This window comes from Rhodanobacter soli, from assembly GCF_039523495.1.
Classification (GTDB): domain Bacteria; phylum Pseudomonadota; class Gammaproteobacteria; order Xanthomonadales; family Rhodanobacteraceae; genus Rhodanobacter; species Rhodanobacter soli.
Map to the genome: position 1 here is coordinate 153,736 of NZ_BAAAFK010000002.1, position 17,227 is coordinate 170,962.

General features: G+C 65.2%; 18 protein-coding genes. 4 read left to right on the top strand and 14 right to left on the bottom strand.

What is annotated here, in order from left to right; all coding sequences use genetic code 11:
* The 6 genes from ABD024_RS15725 to rpsU form a co-directional block, all read right to left on the bottom strand.
* Entirely contained in the window at positions 1 to 1,002 is a 1,002-nt protein-coding gene (locus ABD024_RS15725) for a bile acid:sodium symporter family protein (protein WP_343855272.1), read from the bottom strand.
* 9 nt (positions 1,003 to 1,011) lie between these two features.
* Positions 1,012 to 1,632, bottom strand: a complete 621-nt coding sequence (locus ABD024_RS15730) for a DedA family protein (RefSeq protein WP_343855278.1) — start codon at positions 1,630 to 1,632, stop codon at positions 1,012 to 1,014.
* Positions 1,633 to 1,712: 80 nt separating this feature from the next.
* Entirely contained in the window at positions 1,713 to 3,440 is a 1,728-nt protein-coding gene (gene dnaG / locus ABD024_RS15735) for a DNA primase (RefSeq protein ID WP_343855283.1), read from the bottom strand.
* 342 nt (positions 3,441 to 3,782) lie between these two features.
* A complete protein-coding gene (locus ABD024_RS15740) occupies positions 3,783 to 3,953 on the bottom strand; it encodes a DUF1328 family protein (RefSeq protein WP_343855287.1) in 171 nt (56 codons plus the stop codon).
* Between the two features lie 183 nt (positions 3,954 to 4,136).
* Positions 4,137 to 4,583, bottom strand: a complete 447-nt coding sequence (locus ABD024_RS15745) for a GatB/YqeY domain-containing protein (RefSeq protein WP_343855290.1) — start codon at positions 4,581 to 4,583, stop codon at positions 4,137 to 4,139.
* A gap of 187 nt (positions 4,584 to 4,770) precedes the next feature.
* Complete coding sequence (rpsU, locus tag ABD024_RS15750; RefSeq protein ID WP_007081639.1) at positions 4,771 to 4,986, bottom strand: 30S ribosomal protein S21; 216 nt, start codon at positions 4,984 to 4,986, stop codon at positions 4,771 to 4,773.
* A 68-nt stretch (positions 4,987 to 5,054) separates the two neighbouring features.
* Here rpsU and tsaD point away from each other — a divergent pair, with 68 nt between their 5' ends.
* Entirely contained in the window at positions 5,055 to 6,128 is a 1,074-nt protein-coding gene (gene tsaD, locus ABD024_RS15755) for a tRNA (adenosine(37)-N6)-threonylcarbamoyltransferase complex transferase subunit TsaD (protein ID WP_343855291.1), read from the top strand.
* A 7-nt stretch (positions 6,129 to 6,135) separates the two neighbouring features.
* On the opposite strand, the gene ABD024_RS15760 is transcribed toward tsaD, so the two are convergent.
* From ABD024_RS15760 to ABD024_RS15770, 3 genes are read right to left on the bottom strand one after another with little or no spacing between them, the layout of a single operon-like run.
* Positions 6,136 to 6,855 (bottom strand): pseudouridine synthase, encoded by a 720-nt coding sequence (locus ABD024_RS15760; RefSeq protein ID WP_343855292.1) that lies wholly within the window; start codon positions 6,853 to 6,855, stop codon positions 6,136 to 6,138.
* 3 nt (positions 6,856 to 6,858) lie between these two features.
* Positions 6,859 to 7,638, bottom strand: coding sequence for an ABC transporter permease (locus ABD024_RS15765; protein WP_343855293.1), 780 nt, complete (start codon positions 7,636 to 7,638; stop codon positions 6,859 to 6,861).
* Positions 7,635 to 8,624 carry an ABC transporter ATP-binding protein gene (locus ABD024_RS15770; RefSeq protein WP_343855294.1) on the bottom strand — a complete coding sequence of 330 codons (990 nt, stop codon included), beginning with the start codon at positions 8,622 to 8,624 and terminating at the stop codon, positions 7,635 to 7,637. Before ABD024_RS15770 ends, ABD024_RS15765 begins: the two co-directional genes overlap by 4 nt.
* Positions 8,625 to 8,717: 93 nt before the next feature.
* Between ABD024_RS15770 and ABD024_RS15775 the strand changes: the two genes are divergently transcribed.
* Both ABD024_RS15775 and ABD024_RS15780 read left to right on the top strand, forming a co-directional pair.
* Positions 8,718 to 9,464, top strand: a complete 747-nt coding sequence (locus ABD024_RS15775; RefSeq protein ID WP_343855296.1) for a ferredoxin--NADP reductase — start codon at positions 8,718 to 8,720, stop codon at positions 9,462 to 9,464.
* Positions 9,465 to 9,765: 301 nt separating this feature from the next.
* Positions 9,766 to 10,323, top strand: a complete 558-nt coding sequence (locus tag ABD024_RS15780) for a spore coat protein U domain-containing protein (protein WP_343855297.1) — start codon at positions 9,766 to 9,768, stop codon at positions 10,321 to 10,323.
* A 7-nt stretch (positions 10,324 to 10,330) separates the two neighbouring features.
* Here ABD024_RS15780 and ABD024_RS15785 read toward each other — a convergent pair whose 3' ends face one another.
* Genes ABD024_RS15785 through ABD024_RS15805 form a run of 5 tightly spaced genes read right to left on the bottom strand, consistent with a single transcriptional unit; the run spans position 10,331 to position 15,947 of the window.
* The gene (locus ABD024_RS15785) at positions 10,331 to 11,299 is read right to left on the bottom strand and encodes a Csu type fimbrial protein (protein ID WP_343855298.1); all 969 of its coding nucleotides are present in this window, start codon (positions 11,297 to 11,299) and stop codon (positions 10,331 to 10,333) included.
* Positions 11,300 to 11,308: 9 nt separating this feature from the next.
* Positions 11,309 to 12,313 carry a Csu type fimbrial protein gene (locus ABD024_RS15790; RefSeq protein ID WP_343855299.1) on the bottom strand — a complete coding sequence of 335 codons (1,005 nt, stop codon included), beginning with the start codon at positions 12,311 to 12,313 and terminating at the stop codon, positions 11,309 to 11,311.
* Positions 12,310 to 14,706 carry a fimbria/pilus outer membrane usher protein gene (locus tag ABD024_RS15795; protein ID WP_343855301.1) on the bottom strand — a complete coding sequence of 799 codons (2,397 nt, stop codon included), beginning with the start codon at positions 14,704 to 14,706 and terminating at the stop codon, positions 12,310 to 12,312. The genes ABD024_RS15790 and ABD024_RS15795 overlap by 4 nt, the downstream gene beginning before the upstream one ends.
* On the bottom strand, positions 14,657 to 15,409 hold the full coding sequence (locus ABD024_RS15800) for a fimbrial biogenesis chaperone (RefSeq protein ID WP_343855302.1): 753 nt from the start codon (positions 15,407 to 15,409) through the stop codon (positions 14,657 to 14,659). Before ABD024_RS15800 ends, ABD024_RS15795 begins: the two co-directional genes overlap by 50 nt.
* Before the next feature lie 7 nt (positions 15,410 to 15,416).
* On the bottom strand, positions 15,417 to 15,947 hold the full coding sequence (locus ABD024_RS15805; protein ID WP_343855303.1) for a spore coat protein U domain-containing protein: 531 nt from the start codon (positions 15,945 to 15,947) through the stop codon (positions 15,417 to 15,419).
* Positions 15,948 to 16,297: 350 nt separating this feature from the next.
* Here ABD024_RS15805 and ABD024_RS15810 point away from each other — a divergent pair, with 350 nt between their 5' ends.
* Entirely contained in the window at positions 16,298 to 17,218 is a 921-nt protein-coding gene (locus ABD024_RS15810; protein ID WP_343855304.1) for an alpha/beta fold hydrolase, read from the top strand.
* Positions 17,219 to 17,227 lie beyond the last annotated feature (9 nt).

The window sequence follows — 17,227 nt, forward strand, 5'->3', positions numbered from 1 at the left end:
TCAGTCGGCTTCGCGGTTGTCCTCGGCGACGGCGTGGTCGCCACGCAGCGCGTATCGGCGCGCCACCACCGCGCACACCATCAGCTGCAACTGGTGGAAGATCATCAGCGGCAGTACCAGCGCGCCGAGCCCGCCGAGCTGGCCGGCGAACAGGATCTTCGCCATCGGGATGCCGCTGGCCATGCTCTTCTTGGAACCGCAGAAGACAATCGTGATCTCGTCCTCGCGTGAAAAGCCGAGCCGGCGTGCGGCCCAGGTCAGCGTCGGCATCACCAGCGCGAGCAGCAGCGCACACATCGCCAGGGTGGACAGCAGAGCGGAGATCGGCGTGTCGCGCCACAAGCCGTCGACCACCGCGGCACTGAACGCGGTGTACACCACCAGCAGGATCGTGCCCTGGTCGGTGTAGCCGAGCAGCGGCTTGTGGTGGTCGACGAAGCCGCCGATCCAGCGCCGCGCCACGTGGCCCAGCGCGAATGGCAGCAGCAGCTGCAGCATGATGTCCAGCACGCCCTGCCACGAGGCACCACCGCCATGGCTGGCCAGCAGCAGGCCGACCAGCAGCGGGGTCAGCACGATGCCGATGAGGTTCGACGTCGAGGCGCTGACCACGGCGGCCGACACGTTGCCGCCGGCGATCGACGTGAACGCGATCGACGATTGCACGGTGGACGGCAGCGTGCACACGAACAGCACGCCGAGGTAGAGTTCGGGCGTCAGCAGCGCATGCCCGACCGGTTGCAACGCCAGCCCCAGCAGCGGAAACAGCACGAAGGTGCCGGCGAACACGGTCAGGTGCAGCCGCCAGTGGGTCAGGCCCTGCACGATCGCCGTGCGCGGCAGCTTGGCGCCGTGCAGGAAGAACAGCAGCGCGATCGCCGCGTCGGTGACGCCGTCGAATACCCGCGCGGTCTCGCCGCGACATGGCAGCAGCGAGGCCAGCAGCACGGTGGCGAGCAGGGCGAGGGTGAAGTTGTCGGGGCGAACGCGACGCAACGACATGCGGTCAGCTCAATCCAGTCCGCAACGCGTGCGGCGCCGGTGTCTCCACCACAGCACCAGCACGGTCAGCAGCAGGATCCCCACCAGCACCCACAGGCTGCTCTGGCCGCGATGCAGCCATTTCACCAGCCATTCGTGGTTGTCGGCGCCGAAGAAGCCCAGGTAGACCCAGAACGGCACGCTGATCAGCGCCGCCAGCGTGTCGATCAGCAGGAAACGCAGGAACGAGACCCGATGGGTGGTGCCGGCGGTGAGGTAGACGGTGGTGCGCATGCCGGGCAGGAAACGCGCGAAGAACAGCATGCGGTTGCCGTACTGGTCGAATTTTTCCTGCACCTTGAGGTAGCGCTCCGGGGTCAGCACGCGCGCCACGAAACGCCATTGCAGGATGCGCGCGCCGTAGTGGTGGCCAAGCAGGAAGATGGCCGAGTCGCCCAGCAGCACGCCGAACATCGCCAGCGCGACCATCGCATGCACGTTGGCGTAGCCGAGCCCGGCGATCACGCCGCCGGCGACCAGGGTGATGTCTTCCGGCAAGGGCAGGCCGGCGCCGCAGATCATCAGCGCGATGAACACGGCGGCGTAGCCGTTTTCGGCGAAGATCGTGATCAGTTGCTGCAGCAGGTCCATCTATGCCGATGCCTCTTTCGCGCAATTCCCTGTGCCGGTCGCAACGTGCAACGACCACTGGCTCGCCGTGGCGATGCAGGTCATGACTTGGTGCTCATCTGTTCGCGAAGCGGCAGCAACGTGCGCAATTCCGCCTTCTCGTCGTCACTGAGTTCGCCGCGTCGAGCGCTGAGGAAGTCGCGGCGCTGCATCAGTGACTGGTGTTCCATGCGTTCCAGTGCCGAGATGAATTCCATGCGCTGGCTTTCCGGCTCGCCCACCGACAGCGTCGCCATCAGTTTCTGCAGCGACGGATATTCCGGTCGCTCGGCAAAATGTTCGACCAGCATGGCGGAGTTGATACCCGGCCGCGCGCGCGCGATATCGAGCAATTCAGCGAGCAGTCCCACGCCAGGCTTGTCCAGGCGCAGGAAACGATAGGGCTTCTCGACCTGATCGGCCAGGCCCGGCTGCGCCAGCAGCAGCGAGATCGCGCTGCGCACCAGGCTGCGCTGCACGGCGGTGGGGCGCTGCACGGCACGATGCGCGGCCGGGTCGGCCTGCAGCAGCGCGCGGGCGCCGCTGCGTTTCTCCAGTTCCTGCGCCATCAGGTCGCGGAACGCGCCGTCGGGCAGTTTCGCGATCAGCGGGCGCGCGCGCTCGGCCAGCCGGGCACGGCCGTCGAGGCTGGTCATGTCGACGTCGTGCGACAGCTCGTTGAAGAAATAGTCGGACAGCGGCATCGCTTCCTTGATGCGCTTCTCGAAGCCCTCGCGACCTTCCTTGCGCACCAGCGAATCCGGATCCTCGCCGTCGGGCAGGAACAGGAAGTACGCCTGGCGGCCGTCGCGCAGGCGTGGCAGCGCCGACTCCAGCGCCTTCCACGCCGCGGCGCGGCCGGCGCGGTCGCCGTCGAAGCAGAACACAACGTCCGGCGCGGCGCGGAACAACACCTCGGTGTGCTCCGGCGTGGTCGCCGTGCCCAGCGTGGCCACCGCGATCGGCAGCCCAGCCTGGTGCAGTGCGATCACATCCATGTAACCCTCGACCACCACGATCCGCGCCAGGTTCGCGTTGGCCTGCTTCACCTGCCACAGCGCGAACAGCTCGCGGCCCTTGTGGAACAGCGGGGTTTCCGGCGAGTTGAGGTACTTGGGGGACTGCTCGGCGCTGAGCACTCTTCCGCCGAACGCGATCACCCGGCCGCGGCGGTCGAGGATCGGGAACATCAGCCGTTCGCGGAAGCGGTCGTACTTGCTGCCGCGCTCGTTGCTGGCGACCATGCCGGCCTCGTTCAGCAGCTCCATCCGCCGCGGCGTGTTGCCCAGCGCCTTGATCACCCCGTCGTAGCCGGCCGGCGCCCAGCCGAGGCGGAAGCGCTTGATCGTCTCCGCGTCCAGGCCGCGCTTCCTGCAATACGCCTGGGCATCGGTGTTGCGCGGCAGCTCGCCTTCGTACCAGAGCGCGGCGGCATCGAGCAGCGCGTACAGGTCGGTCTTGTCCTCGCGCGGCGCCGCGTCGCGGCCGCCTTCGCGCGGCACGGTGAGGCCGACCGTCTGCGCCAGCTCCTCCACCGCGTCCGGAAACTCCAGCCGCTCGTAGTCCATCAGGAACTTCACCGCGCTGCCGTGTGCGCCGCAGCCGAAGCAGTGGAAGAACTGCTTGGCCGGGCTGACGTAGAACGACGGCGTGCGCTCGTTGTGGAACGGGCAGCAGGCGGTCCATTCGCGCCCGGCCTTCTTCAGCGGCACGCGCCGCTCGATCACGTCGACGATGTCGACGCGGGCAAGCAGTTCATCGATGAAGCTGTCGGGAATCAGGCCACGCATAGACCCCGTAGTCTAGTCGGTCGCCGCCGGGGAGGCTCGGGCGGATTGTGCTGGTCTGAGACGAAATGCCACAGGGGAGGGGCGGTGAACCGCGCTGGAATGCGCTTTCGCGCCGCGGCGGCGGACGCGACGACCGCCGTGCAGCTGATCCACAGCTCCGGCCCGACCGCGTTCAGGCGGGCCGGTGATCCTCGATGTAGCGGCGATCAATCCGGATGCGCAGCGGCTATATCAGCGACCGGCTTCGCGGCGATCGGGGAGCGCCCTTCGAACTGGTCGGGACGCAGGGGCGGGCACCCGATCACCGGCGCATGCCATGGCAGGCGCCGGCCCGAGTCGTTGCTAGAACAGGTTGATCACGCCGATCACCGCCAGCACGGCCAGCAGGAACAGGATCACGAAGCATACGAACAGCACCTTGGCGATGGTGGCGGTGACTCCGGCAACTCCGCCGAAGCCGAGCCAGCCGGTGACCAGCGAGATGATGGCGAAGATGATGGCCCATTTCAGCATGTGCTTCTCCCGCAGCGATGATCGCCCGTACGGTGAATCTCGGGCGGGTCACGGCGTTTGTATCGGGGCGGGCGTGAACGCGATGCATCGTGCCGCTTGCCAGCGGCGGCGCGGGGCCTGCGCCGGCGCATCGCGCCGGGGATCGTTAGCGGGCCCGTTGGTACTGCTGTGAGGGTTCGCCCCTCATCCGGCCAGGCGCGCCTTGATCCGACCCGAAACCACGCCCATGTCGGCGCGGCCGGCGGCCTTTTCCTTCACCGCGGCCACCACCTTGCCCATGTCGCGCGGCGAGCTGGCGCCGGTGTCGGCGATCGCGGCGGTGATCAGGGCGTCGATCTCGTCGTCGCCGAGCTTGGCCGGCAGGTAGGTCTCGATCACCACCATCTCGGCGCGCTCGACGTCGGCCAGATCCTCGCGATGCGCGGCGGCGTACTGGCTTACCGAGTCCTTGCGCTGCTTCAGCATCTTCTCCAACACGCTCAGCACCTGCACGTCGTCCAGTTCGATCCGCTCGTCCACTTCGCGCTGCTTGATCGCCGCCAGCATCAGCCGGATCACGCCCAGCCGCTGCTTGTCGCCGCCGCGCATCGCGGTCTTCATGTCTTCGGTGAGCTGCTGCTTGAGAGTCATGGACGGAGCCTCTGGGGTGGGATGTCGATTCTACGGAAACGACAAGGCCGGCGTTGTCCTTGGGACAACACCGGCCAATGTCGAATCCGAGAGCTTGCGGTGGCTGCGAGAACCCGCGCCGACCGTGTTTCCTGCATGCGCAGCGTGAAGACGCTGGCGGGCCTGCCGACGAGCGGCGAGCGGAAACTCAGTACAGACGGACCTTGCGCGAGACGTCACGCGACAGACGGCGCAGGTGACGCTTCACCGCGGCGGCGCGCTTGCGCTTGCGTTCCTGGGTCGGCTTTTCGTAGAACTCACGCTTGCGCGTTTCGGCGAGGACGCCGGCCTTTTCGCAGGTACGCTTGAAACGACGCAGTGCGATCTCGAACGGCTCGTTCTCGCGAACTTTTACGTTGGGCATGGAAACTCCGAGTGGTAATCTGCCCGCTGGTACGGGACTGTCAAATAGGGCGAGCCGCGAATTATACCGTGGATATCACAGAATTTTCAAAGTCGGCGAACAAGCCGGTCACCGGCCCGGTACTGGGCATCGAATCCTCCTGCGACGAAACCGGCGTGGCCCTGCTGCGCTGGGAGCCGGAGGCGCCGGGCCGCGGCCTGCTGGCGCACACCTTGTACAGCCAGATCAAGCTGCACGCCGATTACGGCGGCGTGGTGCCGGAACTGGCCAGCCGCGACCATGTGCGCAAGCTGCTGCCGCTGATCCGCGAGGCGCTGGCCCAGGCCGGGCTGACCGTGCAGGACTTGGGCGGGGTGGCTTATACCGCCGGCCCCGGCCTGGTCGGTGCGCTGCTGGTCGGTGCCTCGGTCGGGCGTGCGCTGGCCTGGGCGCTGGGCGTGCCGGCGATCGGGGTGCATCACATGGAAGGCCACCTGCTGGCCCCGTTGCTGGAGGAAAACCCGCCGGAGCCGCCGTTCGTGGCGCTGCTGGTCTCCGGCGGGCATTCCATGCTGGTCGAGGTGAAGGCGATCGGCCAGTACACGATCCTGGGCGACACGCTGGACGATGCCGCCGGCGAGGCGTTCGACAAGACCGCCAAGATGATGGGCCTGCCGTACCCCGGCGGCCCGGCGCTGGCAAAACTGGCCGAGCAGGGCCGCGCTGGCGTGTTCCGCTTCTCCCGCCCGATGACCGACCGGCCGGGGCTGGATTTCAGTTTCTCCGGCCTGAAGACCCAGGTGCTGCTGGCCTGGCAGCATTCGGACCAGAGCGAGCAGACCCGCGCCGACGTCGCGCGCGCGTTCGAGGACGCGATCGTCGACACCTTGATCATCAAGTGCCGGCGTGCACTCGAGGCCAGCGGCGCCCAGCGGCTGGTGATCGCCGGCGGCGTCGGTGCGAACCGAAGATTGCGCAGTGAGCTGGCCAAGGCCGGCGAGAAAGACGGCTTCCAGGTGTATTTCCCGCGGCTGGACTTCTGCACCGACAACGGCGCGATGATCGCGCTGGCCGGTGCGATCCGTCTGGCCAGCGGCCAGCACCAGGACGGAACCGTGCAGGTGCGCCCGCGCTGGGATCTGCAGAGCTTGCCCGCCGCCTAACGCGCGCTCACCACTGCGTGCGTCCGGGCAGCAGCCCCTTCAATTCCGCTTCGGTGAGATTGCGCCACTGGCCGACCTTCAGGTGCGCCAGCTTCACGTTGTCGATGCGCACGCGGCGCAGCTGAGTCACGCGATAGCCGAACGCGGCGGCCATCAGGCGGATCTGCCGGTTCAGGCCCTGGGTCAGCACGATCGAGAAGCCAAACTTCGCGATGCGGCGGGTGCGGCAGAGTTTCGTCATCTGCCCGTGGATGCGCACGCCCTTGGCCATGCCGGCGAGGAATTCGTCGGTGACCGCCTTGTTCACGCCGACCAGGTATTCCTTCTCGTGGTTATTCTCGGCGCGCAGGATCTCGTTGACGATGTCGCCGTTGCTGGTCAGCAGGATCAGCCCTTCGGAATCCTTGTCCAGCCGGCCGATCGGGAAGATCCGCTGCGGGTGGTCGATGAAGTCCACGATGTTGCCGTCGACGCCATGGTCGGTGGTGCAGGTGACGCCGACCGGCTTGTTCAACGCGATGTAGATGGCCTTCTTCGCCGCGGGCGTGGCGGCCAGGATGCGCGCGCGCACGATCTCGCCATCCACGCGCACCTCGTCGCCGTCCAACGCCTTGGCGCCGGTGGTGACGACTTCGCCGTTGATGCTGACGCGCCCGGCGAGCAGCAGCTCGTCCGCCTCGCGGCGCGAGCACAGGCCGGCTTCGCTGATGTACTTGTTGACGCGCATGGCTTACGAGCGCAGGCCGACGCCGCGCTTGAGCAGCTGCAGCGCCACGATCGACAGCGCGATCACGAAGCCGATCATCACCACGAACGCCCAGCCCACGTGCACGTCGCTGATGCCGAGCACGCCGAAGCGGAATGCGTTGACCATGTACAGGATCGGGTTGGCGCGCGAGATCGCCTGCCACGGTTCGCCCAGCATGTTGATCGAATAGAACACGCCGCCGAGGTAGGTCAGCGGGGTCAGGATGAAGGTGGGCACCAGCGCGATGTCGTCGAATTTCTTCGCGTAGACCGCGTTGATGAAGCCAGCCAGCGAGAAGATCGTGGCGCCCAGCAGCACCGAGGTGAACGTGATCAGCGGGTGCATCACGTGCAGGTCGGTGAAGAACAGTGCGATCAGCAGCACCAGCACGCCCACGACGAGTCCGCGCACCACCGCCCCGGCAACATAGCCGAGCAGGATCACCCAGTTCGGCATCGGCGACACCAGCATCTCCTCCACCGCGCGGCTGAACTTGGCGCCGAAGAACGAGCTGGTGATGTTGCCGTAGCTGTTGGTGATGATGCTCATCATCACCAGGCCCGGCACGATGTATTGCATGTAGCTGAAGCCGCCCTCTATGCTGCCGATGCGGCTGCCGATCAACTTGCCGAAGATCACGAAGTACAGCGTCATGGTGATCGCCGGCGGAATCAGCGTCTGCGTCCAGATCCGCATGATGCGCACGATCTCGCGGCGGATGAGGGTGTTCAGTGCGACGAGGTTGGCGGCGGTGTTGCTCATGCGACCTGCTCCTTGTCGACGTGGGTCGCGCCGTTGCGACCCGGCTCTTGCCGACCGTTCTCGACCAGCCGCACGAACAGCTCCTCCAGCCGATTGGTCTTGTTGCGCATCGAGGTCACCATGATGCCGTTCGCGGACAGCTGCGCGAACAGCGAATTGAGGTCGTGCGAGCGGGCCAGTTCAGCCTCGAGCGTGCGTTCGTCGCGGCGGCGCAGCGTGACGTGGGGCAGGCTCGGCAGCTCATCCGGCATGCCGGCCACGTCCAGCACGAAGGTTTCCACGTCCAGCGTCGCCAGCAGGCGCTTCATGCTGGTGTTCTCGATGATCGTGCCGTGGTCGATGATCGCGATGTTGCGGCACAGCGATTCGGCTTCCTCCAGGTAATGCGTGGTCAGGATCACCGTGGTGCCGGCCGCGTTGATCCCGCTGACGAACTGCCACATCGAACGGCGGATCTCGATGTCGACGCCGGCGGTCGGCTCGTCCAGGATCAGCAGCCTCGGCTCGTTCATCATCGCGCGGGCGATCATCAGCCGCCGCTTCATGCCACCGGACAGCGTGCGCGCCTGCATCTGCGCCTTGTCCCACAGGCGCAGCTCGTTGAGGTATTTCTCTGCGCGTTCGGCGGCGATCTTCCGCGGGATGCCGTAGAAGCCCGCTTCGTTCACGCAGATGTCGAACGGTTTCTCGAACTGGTTGAAGTTGATTTCCTGCGGCACCAGGCCGATCAGCCGCATTGCTGCGCTGCGCTGCCGGTTTACCGACACGCCGAACACTCGCGCGTCGCCGCTGGTGGAGTTCACCAGCGAGGACAGGATGCCGATCAGGGTGGACTTGCCGGCGCCGTTCGGGCCGAGCAGGGCGAAGAAGTCGCCGGGCTGCACGGTGAGGCTGATGCCCTTCAGCGCTTCGACGCCGTTGCCGTAGGTTTTGCGCAGATTGTCGACGACAAGCGCGGGGGCTGTATCTGGATACTGCGAAGACATGGGCTGCACCGAGGGGGTTAGCCCTTATTATAACGGGCTACGCCCAGCCGTTCGGCCCTGCCCGACGGCACACACTGTTTCCGGAAACCTTTCATGGCCGACCACTTCCAGCTCCGTCTCGTCGACAGCCGCATGCTTGCGCCCGCGGTGCGCCACCTGGTGTTCGAGCGCGCCGACGGCCAGCCGCTGGCGTTCCAGCCCGGCCAGTTCCTGCAGGTGCACTTTCATTACGACGATGGCACGGCGACCAAGCGCAGCTACTCGGTGGCGACCATCGGCGACGGCAGCTCGCCGGTGCAACGCATCGAGATCGCGGTGAGCTACGTCGAAGGCGGTGCCGCCACCAAGCTGCTCGGCGAACTGCCCGTGGGCGGCGTCATCGACGCCAGCGGCCCGTACGGCCGCTTCTGCCTGCAGGACGCCGACAGCCATCCGCGTTACCTGCTGCTCGCCACCGGCACCGGCGTCACCCCGTACCGCGCAATGCTGCCGCAGATCGAAAAGCTGCTCGCCAGGGGCGATCGCGAAGTGGTGCTGTTGTACGGCGCCCGCAGCGAAGCCGAGCTGCTCTACGGCGAGGAGTTCGAGGCGTTCGCGCAAACCCACCCCGGCTTCATCTTCCACGGCTGCCTCAGCCGCGAAGCCCGCGCCACCCCGCGCCCCACCGACCGCAGCGGCCACGTGCAGCACGTGCTGGCCGAACTCGGCCCACGCGCCGACCGCGACATCGCCTACCTGTGCGGCAACCCGAACATGGTCGATGCCGCCTTCACCGCGTTGAAGGAATTCGGCCTGCCGGTGCCGCAGATCCGGCGCGAGAAGTACATTTCGTCGCGCTGATATCAAGGTTGCCGTTTTCACGCCGATAGGACACTTGGCTCGGCACCACGCCATTGGGACGAGCCAGGGCGGTTTTGTGCTTTCGCACGTGTCATCTCACGCGCGGCTCACGGCGGGAGGGGGTAAATCAATGGCTTGGACGGGTGGCTGCGGCGCAGTCCGGCCCCAATGCATCGCTTAGTGTGATGAACGTCACGTTTTGTGACATTGGTCGGCTCAAACCGGTAAAGCTCAGACGGAGCAAGCCGAAAGCCACTTAAGGAACCCCGTAATGGCCGGGGTCACCTAAAGAGGTGAGCGTATGAAACGGTCAATCAGCGTGTCGGCGGAACGTCCCCATTGCTGGGAAGCCATCCGTCGCGGATATGGTCACGGCGGACAGCGTGACAAGTCGGGAGCGCAAATCCTGATGAGGCGCCTATCCTCATTCATCGCATTTACTCTGGCCCTTATGCCCGCACTGGCCATCGCCAACGAAGCCACCGGCACCTTACGGATATCCTTGACCGTAGTGACCTCATGCAGCGTGCGAACCCAGCCGCTGACCTTCGCCACCCACACGGCCGGCGGCTCGACCACGGGTACCGCCACGCCGGGCGCCATTGACGTGAGTTGCACCCGAGGCATCCCGGTAGCCGTCTATCTCGACGGCGACCGCACGCTGGCTGGGCCGGCAGGCGCACGGGTGGCGTATACCGTGCAAGCAAACGGGCAGGCGTGGCCGGCCGGTGCATCGATTGCGGTACTCGGCCAAGGGGCGCAGCCGATTCGTCTACGGCTCTCCGGCAACGTGCCCGCAGGGCAGAACGTGATGCCCGGCGATTATGCTGACGCGGCCGTGGTGCGGGTCGTCTACTGAGCGTTGTTCAGTAGTTCACGTTGATCTGAATGGTGTCCGTGTACCTGTCCGGCGTGACATCGGTGCTGCTGGTGGTTTGGGCATAGACGGTCAGCAGCTGCGCGTTGCCGTTGCCGGTGCCATGCTTGCCATTGCCGGCGAAGGTGCGCGTGGCGGTGTTGCCCCAAACCGTGCTCAAGGCCGGATCTTGGTAGAGCTGGTACTGCACCGTGTCCGTACCGCTGCCGGTTCCCTGCATGATGCCGGCGCCACCGGTATCGCCGTCGGAAGGCAGCAGGCCCACGTTGTAGGGAGTCTTGTTCGGGCAAGTCACGGCGATGGTGTCGCTGCCGCTGACGGTTGGCGTGCCGGCCGCCACGCCGCCCGCGCTGCCGAAGATTAGACTAGATCCCGCGCTGACCACACAGGCATTGCCCAGTTTGGCCTTGACGCTGAGGGTGAAGCTGGGAAATCGATAACCCGGTTCTGCGCCGCAGCTGGAACCGACAAGATAACCGAGCGTGGTCTGGCTGAAGGTCGACAGGTAAGTACCCGCTGACGCGCTGGTCTGATTGCCGGGAATGCGACCGTAGTAGGAAATGGTGCCGGTCCGCGTGCCACCGGGCGCTAGCGATAGCGGTACCGACAACGGGTGACTGGCGTCCCAGACGTTTGCGGACAGTGGGTCCGCATAGAGATTGAAATCCAGCCTGTTGGCTCCGGTGCCCTTCAACAGGGGCTGGCTCGGCGTGCCCCAGTCAGGAGTGCCGATCGCCACGCAAAGCTTGAAGGTAACTGTGGTGGTACCGGAATTCTGGCAGTTGTAGTTGATGGAACCGTTGTCAGACGCGCCGGAGCTGGTATTGACCTTGACGGTGCCGAAGTTGAGCGTGGGGTGGGTGGCCGTACAACTCACCTGTGCATGCGCCGCTCCGGGCATGAGCAAGGCGCCAGCGAGTAGCAGCAACAACAGGATTGGCAGTCGGGAAAGGCTCACGCTGGCGGCTCAGTAGTTCACATTGATTTGGACAGTGTCCGTGTAGGTGTCGGGCGTGACGTCGGTACTGCTGGTGGTCTTGGCATAGACGCTCAGGTTTTGCGCTGAACCGGTGCCGCTTCCGGCCACGCCGTTGCCCGTGCTGCCCATCGTGGCGGTATTGCCCCAGACCTGGCTCAGGGTGGAATTCGAGTAGAGCTGGTACTGCACCGTATTCGTGTTGCCGCCGGTTCCTCCTTTCATCGTGCCTGCTCCGCTGGTACTGGCGACGTTCAGCGGTTGCAGGCCGACGGTGTAGGGCGTGTTGACCGTGCAGGCGATGCTCATCGTGGTGTTGCCAGGTGCGGTAGCCGCGCCGGCGGCGACGGCATTGAAGGTGAGGTTGTTGGCCGAGACCGTGCAGTTCTTCTGCACGGTGGCAGAGACCAGGAACGGGAAATACTCGTTGATCTGGCTGCCTCCACAGCTGCCCGGGGCAGTGCCGCTTTGCCTGTCGTTGATGGTGATCGCGGTGTCGCCGTTCTGGTAGTTGTCGGTGTAGCTGCCCGCCACCGCCGTGGTCTGTCCGTTGAGTATCTGGGCGTATAGCGTGGCGGACGCGCCGTTCGTGGATGCGCCCTTGGCAAGCGTGAGGTTCACCATCAGCGGGGTACGGAAGGTACCGAACATCTCGCTGCCCCATACTTGGGTATACCCGGGATCTTGGTAAAGTTGAAAATTCAGCTTGTTGCCGCCGCTGCTCATCTGGCGTGGGCTGGTCTGCGCGCCGCCTGGCTCGCCGATGCTGAAGCAGATCGTGGCCGAATGGGTCTTGTTGTCGGTGTTGCTGCACGAGTAGGTCAGGGTGGCCGTGGTCGTGGCCAGACTCGACAGCGGGCTCACCGTGCCGAAGCTCACCGCGGTCATGCTGGCCGAGGTGCAGGTGATGCCGGCGGCACGCGCAGGCGCAACGTGGAGCAGGCCACCGACTGCGAGCAACAAGACGGCGAGAAGGCGCAGCAGCGACTTGTTCATGGCATCACCTTGCGGCAGGTCAGCGGCCCGATCTGCGGGATGCCGCTGCCTTGCTTGCGGTAGTCGAAATTCGCATGGCAGACGCCGGTCGGCGTCGTCACGTCCAACACGTTGCGGGCATCCAGAGTGTCCAAATAAACCGCGCCGTCGAAACCGACCAGGGCGGGTTCGCCGGCGTGCCCGTGCAGCCGCACCGCGCTGCCCACCGGCAGCGGCTTGCCGGCCTCCTCCGTCAGGATGACAGAGGCGGCACGAACGGGCACGATGCCGAACTTCACCAGCGTCCCGGCGCGATCGGTGGGCGTAGCATCCGCGTTCACGCGATCGATGCGCATGTCGGCCGGCAGGCTCATCGGATCGATGCTGAGCTTGTTGTTCTGATAGGCGTTGAGCGGGGTCACCAGCAGCATGCCCTTGCGGTCGGTGACACCTATTGGGTTGTTCTGCAGACTCACCGGCACACCGGCCACACCTTCGGCGGAAACCACGGCGAAGCCCGTATTGATCTGCCGCGCCGCGAACACGTCACCGCCCATTAGCACCAGTGAGCCGGTGGCACCGCCATAGCCGTAACGGGTGCCGCCAATATCGTAGCCGCCCGCCTGCACTTGACCGTAGCGCCCCAGATAGTCCAGTTCGCCCTGGCCGCCGTTCTGACCGTCGCCCTGACTCAGCGATGCACGCCAGCCCAAGCCGCCTTGGCTGGGCAGCGATTGCGTGGCATTCAGCGCCAAGCCGGTGCGGCCGTTCTCGCGTTGCAGGCTACCGCTGACCGAGATGTTGTGATCCAGCGCCAGCGTGATGATGGCGAAAGCAGTGCGGTTGCGCGAGTTGTCCAAGTCCTGATTGACGCTGAAGTTCAACATGGCCCAGCGGCCCAGTGATTTGTACCAGTAGGCGCTGGCGTAGCGCTGCGCGGCCTGCTGCGGGACAGCCAGCTTGATGTAGCTGAAGCCGAGATTGCCGATGCGGTTGAAGTTGTAGCTGAGATAGCCCTGCGTGCTGACGCGTGGCATGACCGAGCCATACAACGTGCCCAGGTCGCGGTAATCGCCATGGGTGCGGGTGCTGTTGAAGCCGGCATTGAAGCGCTCGTTGCTCCAGTTGTAGCCCAGGCTGTACTGCTCGCCACTTTGGCCGTGGTATTCGCTGTGCGCCAGCGAGGTGGACAGCACGCCGCCGCGCTCGCCGAGCAGCCAGATGCCACCCACGCCGGCGTCACCCAGGCCGGAGGTGAGTTCGGCGTGCGCCTCGGCGGTGAAATGGTCGCTGATGCCATAGCGCCAAGTGCCGCTGCCCACCGCGTCGTTGCCGTAGTCGAACGAATCCACGCCGTAGTTCTCGCGCACCTTGCCGACTTCAACGGACCAGTCGGACAGGCCTTTGCGCAGTAGCTGGTTCTCGCCATACAGCGAGAAGTTGAGCGTGGTGGTCTGGCCCAGCGCGTTGGTCAGCACAACCTGGGCGTTGCCAGCGCCGTTGATGTTGGGAATGGTACTTAGCTGGAAGGGGCCGGTAGGCACCTGGCCGCTGTACTGGCGCAGGCCGTTTACGTAAAGATCGATGGACGATGGCATCGTCGCCGAGCCGATGAAGGCAGGCAGCGGCGCGGTGACCAGATAGGGTTGCAGGCCGAAGTTGGTGCCGAACTGCAAGCCACCGATGCGTGTGGAGCGCGACCAGCTCAGGCCGTCGGTAATGGTGTCGCCGAAACGCAAGGTCAGCAGGTGCTCGGGAAACGACATGCTCCAGCTGCTATCGAGGCGCACCGAACGGCTTTGTGAGTTGCCATCGTCGGCGTGATTGTCCTGCATGAGCGAAGTGGTGCTGAATACGCCGGCGGCATTGAACGCGCGCAGTTCGGCGAAGGCGTTGAGGCTGCGGGTGCCGTGCGTGCCGTAGGTGCCGTAGAGGTTGTAGTTCAGCAGCGCGCCGGGGGAGACGGTGGGTGCCGACCGCTGATTGGCAGTGGTGGAAAGGATCGTGGTGCCCAGCTTCAGCAACTGCAGCGGTGCTGCAAGGTTCAGGGTCTGCTGGCTGGCGTCGTAGCTCACCTTCAGGCCTTGCAGGCTGTCCAGTCGCACGGGGTCGGCGCTGCCTGCAGGCAGGGCGAAGCCCAGCTCATGTAGGGTCGCCTGACTGGCCCACAGCTGGCCGTCGCGATAACCGAAATGAGCGAGACCGACATGGGTGCCGTTGAGGGTCACGTCTAGATAGAGGTCACTGGCGCCCGGGATAGTCGCTTGGCTGTTGCCGTCGGCTAGTAGGGCGGCCGGGAGTGCGGCATCCGGGTTCATCGCGGCGTGACCGGCAGGGATGAGCAGACTCTGCAGCAGCAGTCCCTTAAGGAGATCCGACGGCCAGCGACAGGTCTTGCGTTGTCTTCTGACCATTGATCAGGACCTCGAGAGTGCCGCCTTGGGTGAACACGGCGGCGGACGGTTTCAATGCCCAGTGCATGGTTGATCCGGGCAGCACATAACCGAGCAGGCCGGAGTCGATCGTGGTACGACGACCGGCGGCATCGACGAAGGACAAGTCGGCCACCTGCGCATGGCCGTTGCCGTGGTTGCTCACTACCAGCACGGCATGCTGGCCCGTGCGCTGTAGCGTCCATTGCAGTTGCGGCGCCACGCTGGTTGCGCCGACCGGTTCGACGAACACCGGCACCGAGTAATGCACCACGAAGTGCAGTCCGGGGCTGTTGGGCGCATCGACCGGCAACTCGTCGATGGCAAGCCGATAGGCATCCTCGACCGCTCCGCTTCCGCTGGGCGGTGCCCCAACCCGAATCACCCGGATCAATTGCTGGCCGCCGGCCGGAATCTCCAGCATCGGCGGACTGATGACCAGGCCCTGCGACGGCGTGCGTTGGTCGCCGGATGCATCCTGCGTCCAGTGGTACACGCGCACCTGCGCATGCACCACGCCGTCACCGGTGTTGCTTAGCCACAGTCCGTCGGCGTTCTGGGTCGCCTTCAGGCCGAGGCTGGTGGGCGACACCTGAAGACCGGTGGCGGCCGCCCAACTGCTCGCCGCCACAAGGCAGGCGAGCAGGGCGATTCGCCAGCTATGTCGCAACAGTGCTTGGGTCATCGGAGCTTCAGAAGTTCACATTGATCGTGACGGTATCGGTGTACGTGTCCGGCTGCACATCGGTGGTGCCAGTGGCATTGGCATACGTCGTGAAGGACACGGCTTTGGCCGCCGCCATGCCACCACCCATGCCCGACTCGCCGTTGCCCACGGCGCTCGCGGTGGCGGTGTTACCCCAGGGCGTAGTGCCGCTGGCATCCTGGTAGAGCGCGTAGGCGATGGTGGCCAGGTTGCCACCGGTACCGGCAAGGTTGCCTGCGCCGGCGGTGTTGTTGTTGCTTGGAGCCAGACCGACATTGAACGGGGTCTTGTTCGAGCAGCTGACCGTGAAAGTGCCCGGCAAGGTGGCGGTCGTGGCACCCGCATTCACGGCAGCCAGGGTGATGTTGGAGGCGCCGGTGGTGTTCACCGCACAGGTCTTGTTGACCGTCAGTGAAACGTTGAAGGTGCCGGTGGTGACGTTGGCTGAGGCGGCGCTCATGGCGACACCGCCCAAAGCGAACACAGCGGCGGCAAGCAGAGTTTTCTTGGGCATCATGATGGTTCTCTCCGGGTAGGGTTTAAGGTCTTTCGCTGGGTCATAGGCAATCGGCGTGCCAACTCATGCACCTGGGCAATAACTCTAGGCGCCGGGCCATTCGCGGGCGGGCGAGATTTGAAGCGGGACGGGGATTCGCTTGATCCTTGTCGGCGATCCCTGACAAATTTCGACACCATTAAATGCGAACTGCGTCACTTAAATTAACAGGTATTTCACTTCTATTCGACATAAGTGCGACGCAGATCACAAAATTTGCCGGAAATGTAAAGCTTGCTTGACATGAATACGGACGCTCTCTATGCTGCCGAATGTCAAGTCTGCTTGACATATCTAAACAGGAGAGCGCCATGGACAAGTCGTCCTTCCGAAAGACCTTCCGCTTGCTGGGCTTGGCCCTCGCGCTGTTTGCCGGCGCGACCGCCTTGGCCCATGAAGCAGCCACCAGTACGGTTGGCACCCTCCATGTCGAGCGCCATGGCGACCACGGCCGGGCGGTGATCCTGATCCCCGGGCTGCAGGGCGGGCCGTGGGTGTGGCGGCAGACAATCGCGCAGCTGCAAAGGGACCACGTGGTGTATGCGTTGACGCTGGCCGGCTTCGACGGCATGCCGGCGCCGGCCGATGGCGGCAACCTGTTCGATCGCGCCAACGCGTCGCTGCTGCAATTGATCGAGCAGCAGCGGATCGACAAGCCGGTGCTGGTCGGGCATAGCCTCGGCGGCACGCTGGCGTTGCGCTTTGCCGGCGAGCATGCGCCGTTGATCTCGGGCGTGGTGGCGGTGGACGGGTTGCCGATCTTTCCCGGCATGGAGCGGATGGGCGCGGAGCAACGCGAGGCGATGGCGGCGCGGATGCAGCAGCAGCTGGCGGCGGCGACGCCGGCACAGTTCCAGGCGCAGGCGCTGGGTTACATGCAGAGTATCGGCGTGATTGATCCGCAGCTCGCCGCGCATTACGCGCCGATGAATGCACGCAGCGACATCAAGGCAAGTGCCCAGTACATGGCGGAGGATCTGGCGTTCGACGGACGCCCGGGGCTGAAGCATGCGAATGTGCCGATCCTGGAGATCTCGCCGTACCACGCGCCCGACTTCAGTCAGCCGCCGATGATCATGAGCGAGGCGCAGAAGACGGCGTACTACCAGAGCCTGCTGGCCGGTGCGCCGAACGCGAAGGTGGTATCGATCTCGCCGTCGCGGCACTTCGTGATGCTCGACCAGCCCGCGAAGTTCCAGCAGGTGATCGACAGCTTTTTGAAATCCCTCTGAGGTTCAGAT

What these genes read in the sequence shown, in the direction of transcription:
- ABD024_RS15725 (WP_343855272.1), bottom strand. Translation starts at nt 1,002, where the DNA reads ATGTCGTTGCGTCGCGTTCGCCCCGACAACTTCACCCTCGCCCTGCTC.
- ABD024_RS15730 (WP_343855278.1), bottom strand. Translation starts at nt 1,632, where the DNA reads ATGGACCTGCTGCAGCAACTGATCACGATCTTCGCCGAAAACGGCTAC.
- dnaG (WP_343855283.1), bottom strand. Translation starts at nt 3,440, where the DNA reads ATGCGTGGCCTGATTCCCGACAGCTTCATCGATGAACTGCTTGCCCGC.
- ABD024_RS15740 (WP_343855287.1), bottom strand. Translation starts at nt 3,953, where the DNA reads ATGCTGAAATGGGCCATCATCTTCGCCATCATCTCGCTGGTCACCGGC.
- ABD024_RS15745 (WP_343855290.1), bottom strand. Translation starts at nt 4,583, where the DNA reads ATGACTCTCAAGCAGCAGCTCACCGAAGACATGAAGACCGCGATGCGC.
- rpsU (WP_007081639.1), bottom strand. Translation starts at nt 4,986, where the DNA reads ATGCCCAACGTAAAAGTTCGCGAGAACGAGCCGTTCGAGATCGCACTG.
- ABD024_RS15760 (WP_343855292.1), bottom strand. Translation starts at nt 6,855, where the DNA reads ATGCGCGTCAACAAGTACATCAGCGAAGCCGGCCTGTGCTCGCGCCGC.
- ABD024_RS15765 (WP_343855293.1), bottom strand. Translation starts at nt 7,638, where the DNA reads ATGAGCAACACCGCCGCCAACCTCGTCGCACTGAACACCCTCATCCGC.
- ABD024_RS15770 (WP_343855294.1), bottom strand. Translation starts at nt 8,624, where the DNA reads ATGTCTTCGCAGTATCCAGATACAGCCCCCGCGCTTGTCGTCGACAAT.
- ABD024_RS15775 (WP_343855296.1), top strand. Translation starts at nt 8,718, where the DNA reads ATGGCCGACCACTTCCAGCTCCGTCTCGTCGACAGCCGCATGCTTGCG.
- ABD024_RS15780 (WP_343855297.1), top strand. Translation starts at nt 9,766, where the DNA reads ATGAAACGGTCAATCAGCGTGTCGGCGGAACGTCCCCATTGCTGGGAA.
- ABD024_RS15790 (WP_343855299.1), bottom strand. Translation starts at nt 12,313, where the DNA reads ATGAACAAGTCGCTGCTGCGCCTTCTCGCCGTCTTGTTGCTCGCAGTC.
- ABD024_RS15795 (WP_343855301.1), bottom strand. Translation starts at nt 14,706, where the DNA reads ATGGTCAGAAGACAACGCAAGACCTGTCGCTGGCCGTCGGATCTCCTT.
- ABD024_RS15800 (WP_343855302.1), bottom strand. Translation starts at nt 15,409, where the DNA reads ATGACCCAAGCACTGTTGCGACATAGCTGGCGAATCGCCCTGCTCGCC.
- ABD024_RS15805 (WP_343855303.1), bottom strand. Translation starts at nt 15,947, where the DNA reads ATGATGCCCAAGAAAACTCTGCTTGCCGCCGCTGTGTTCGCTTTGGGC.
- ABD024_RS15810 (WP_343855304.1), top strand. Translation starts at nt 16,298, where the DNA reads ATGGACAAGTCGTCCTTCCGAAAGACCTTCCGCTTGCTGGGCTTGGCC.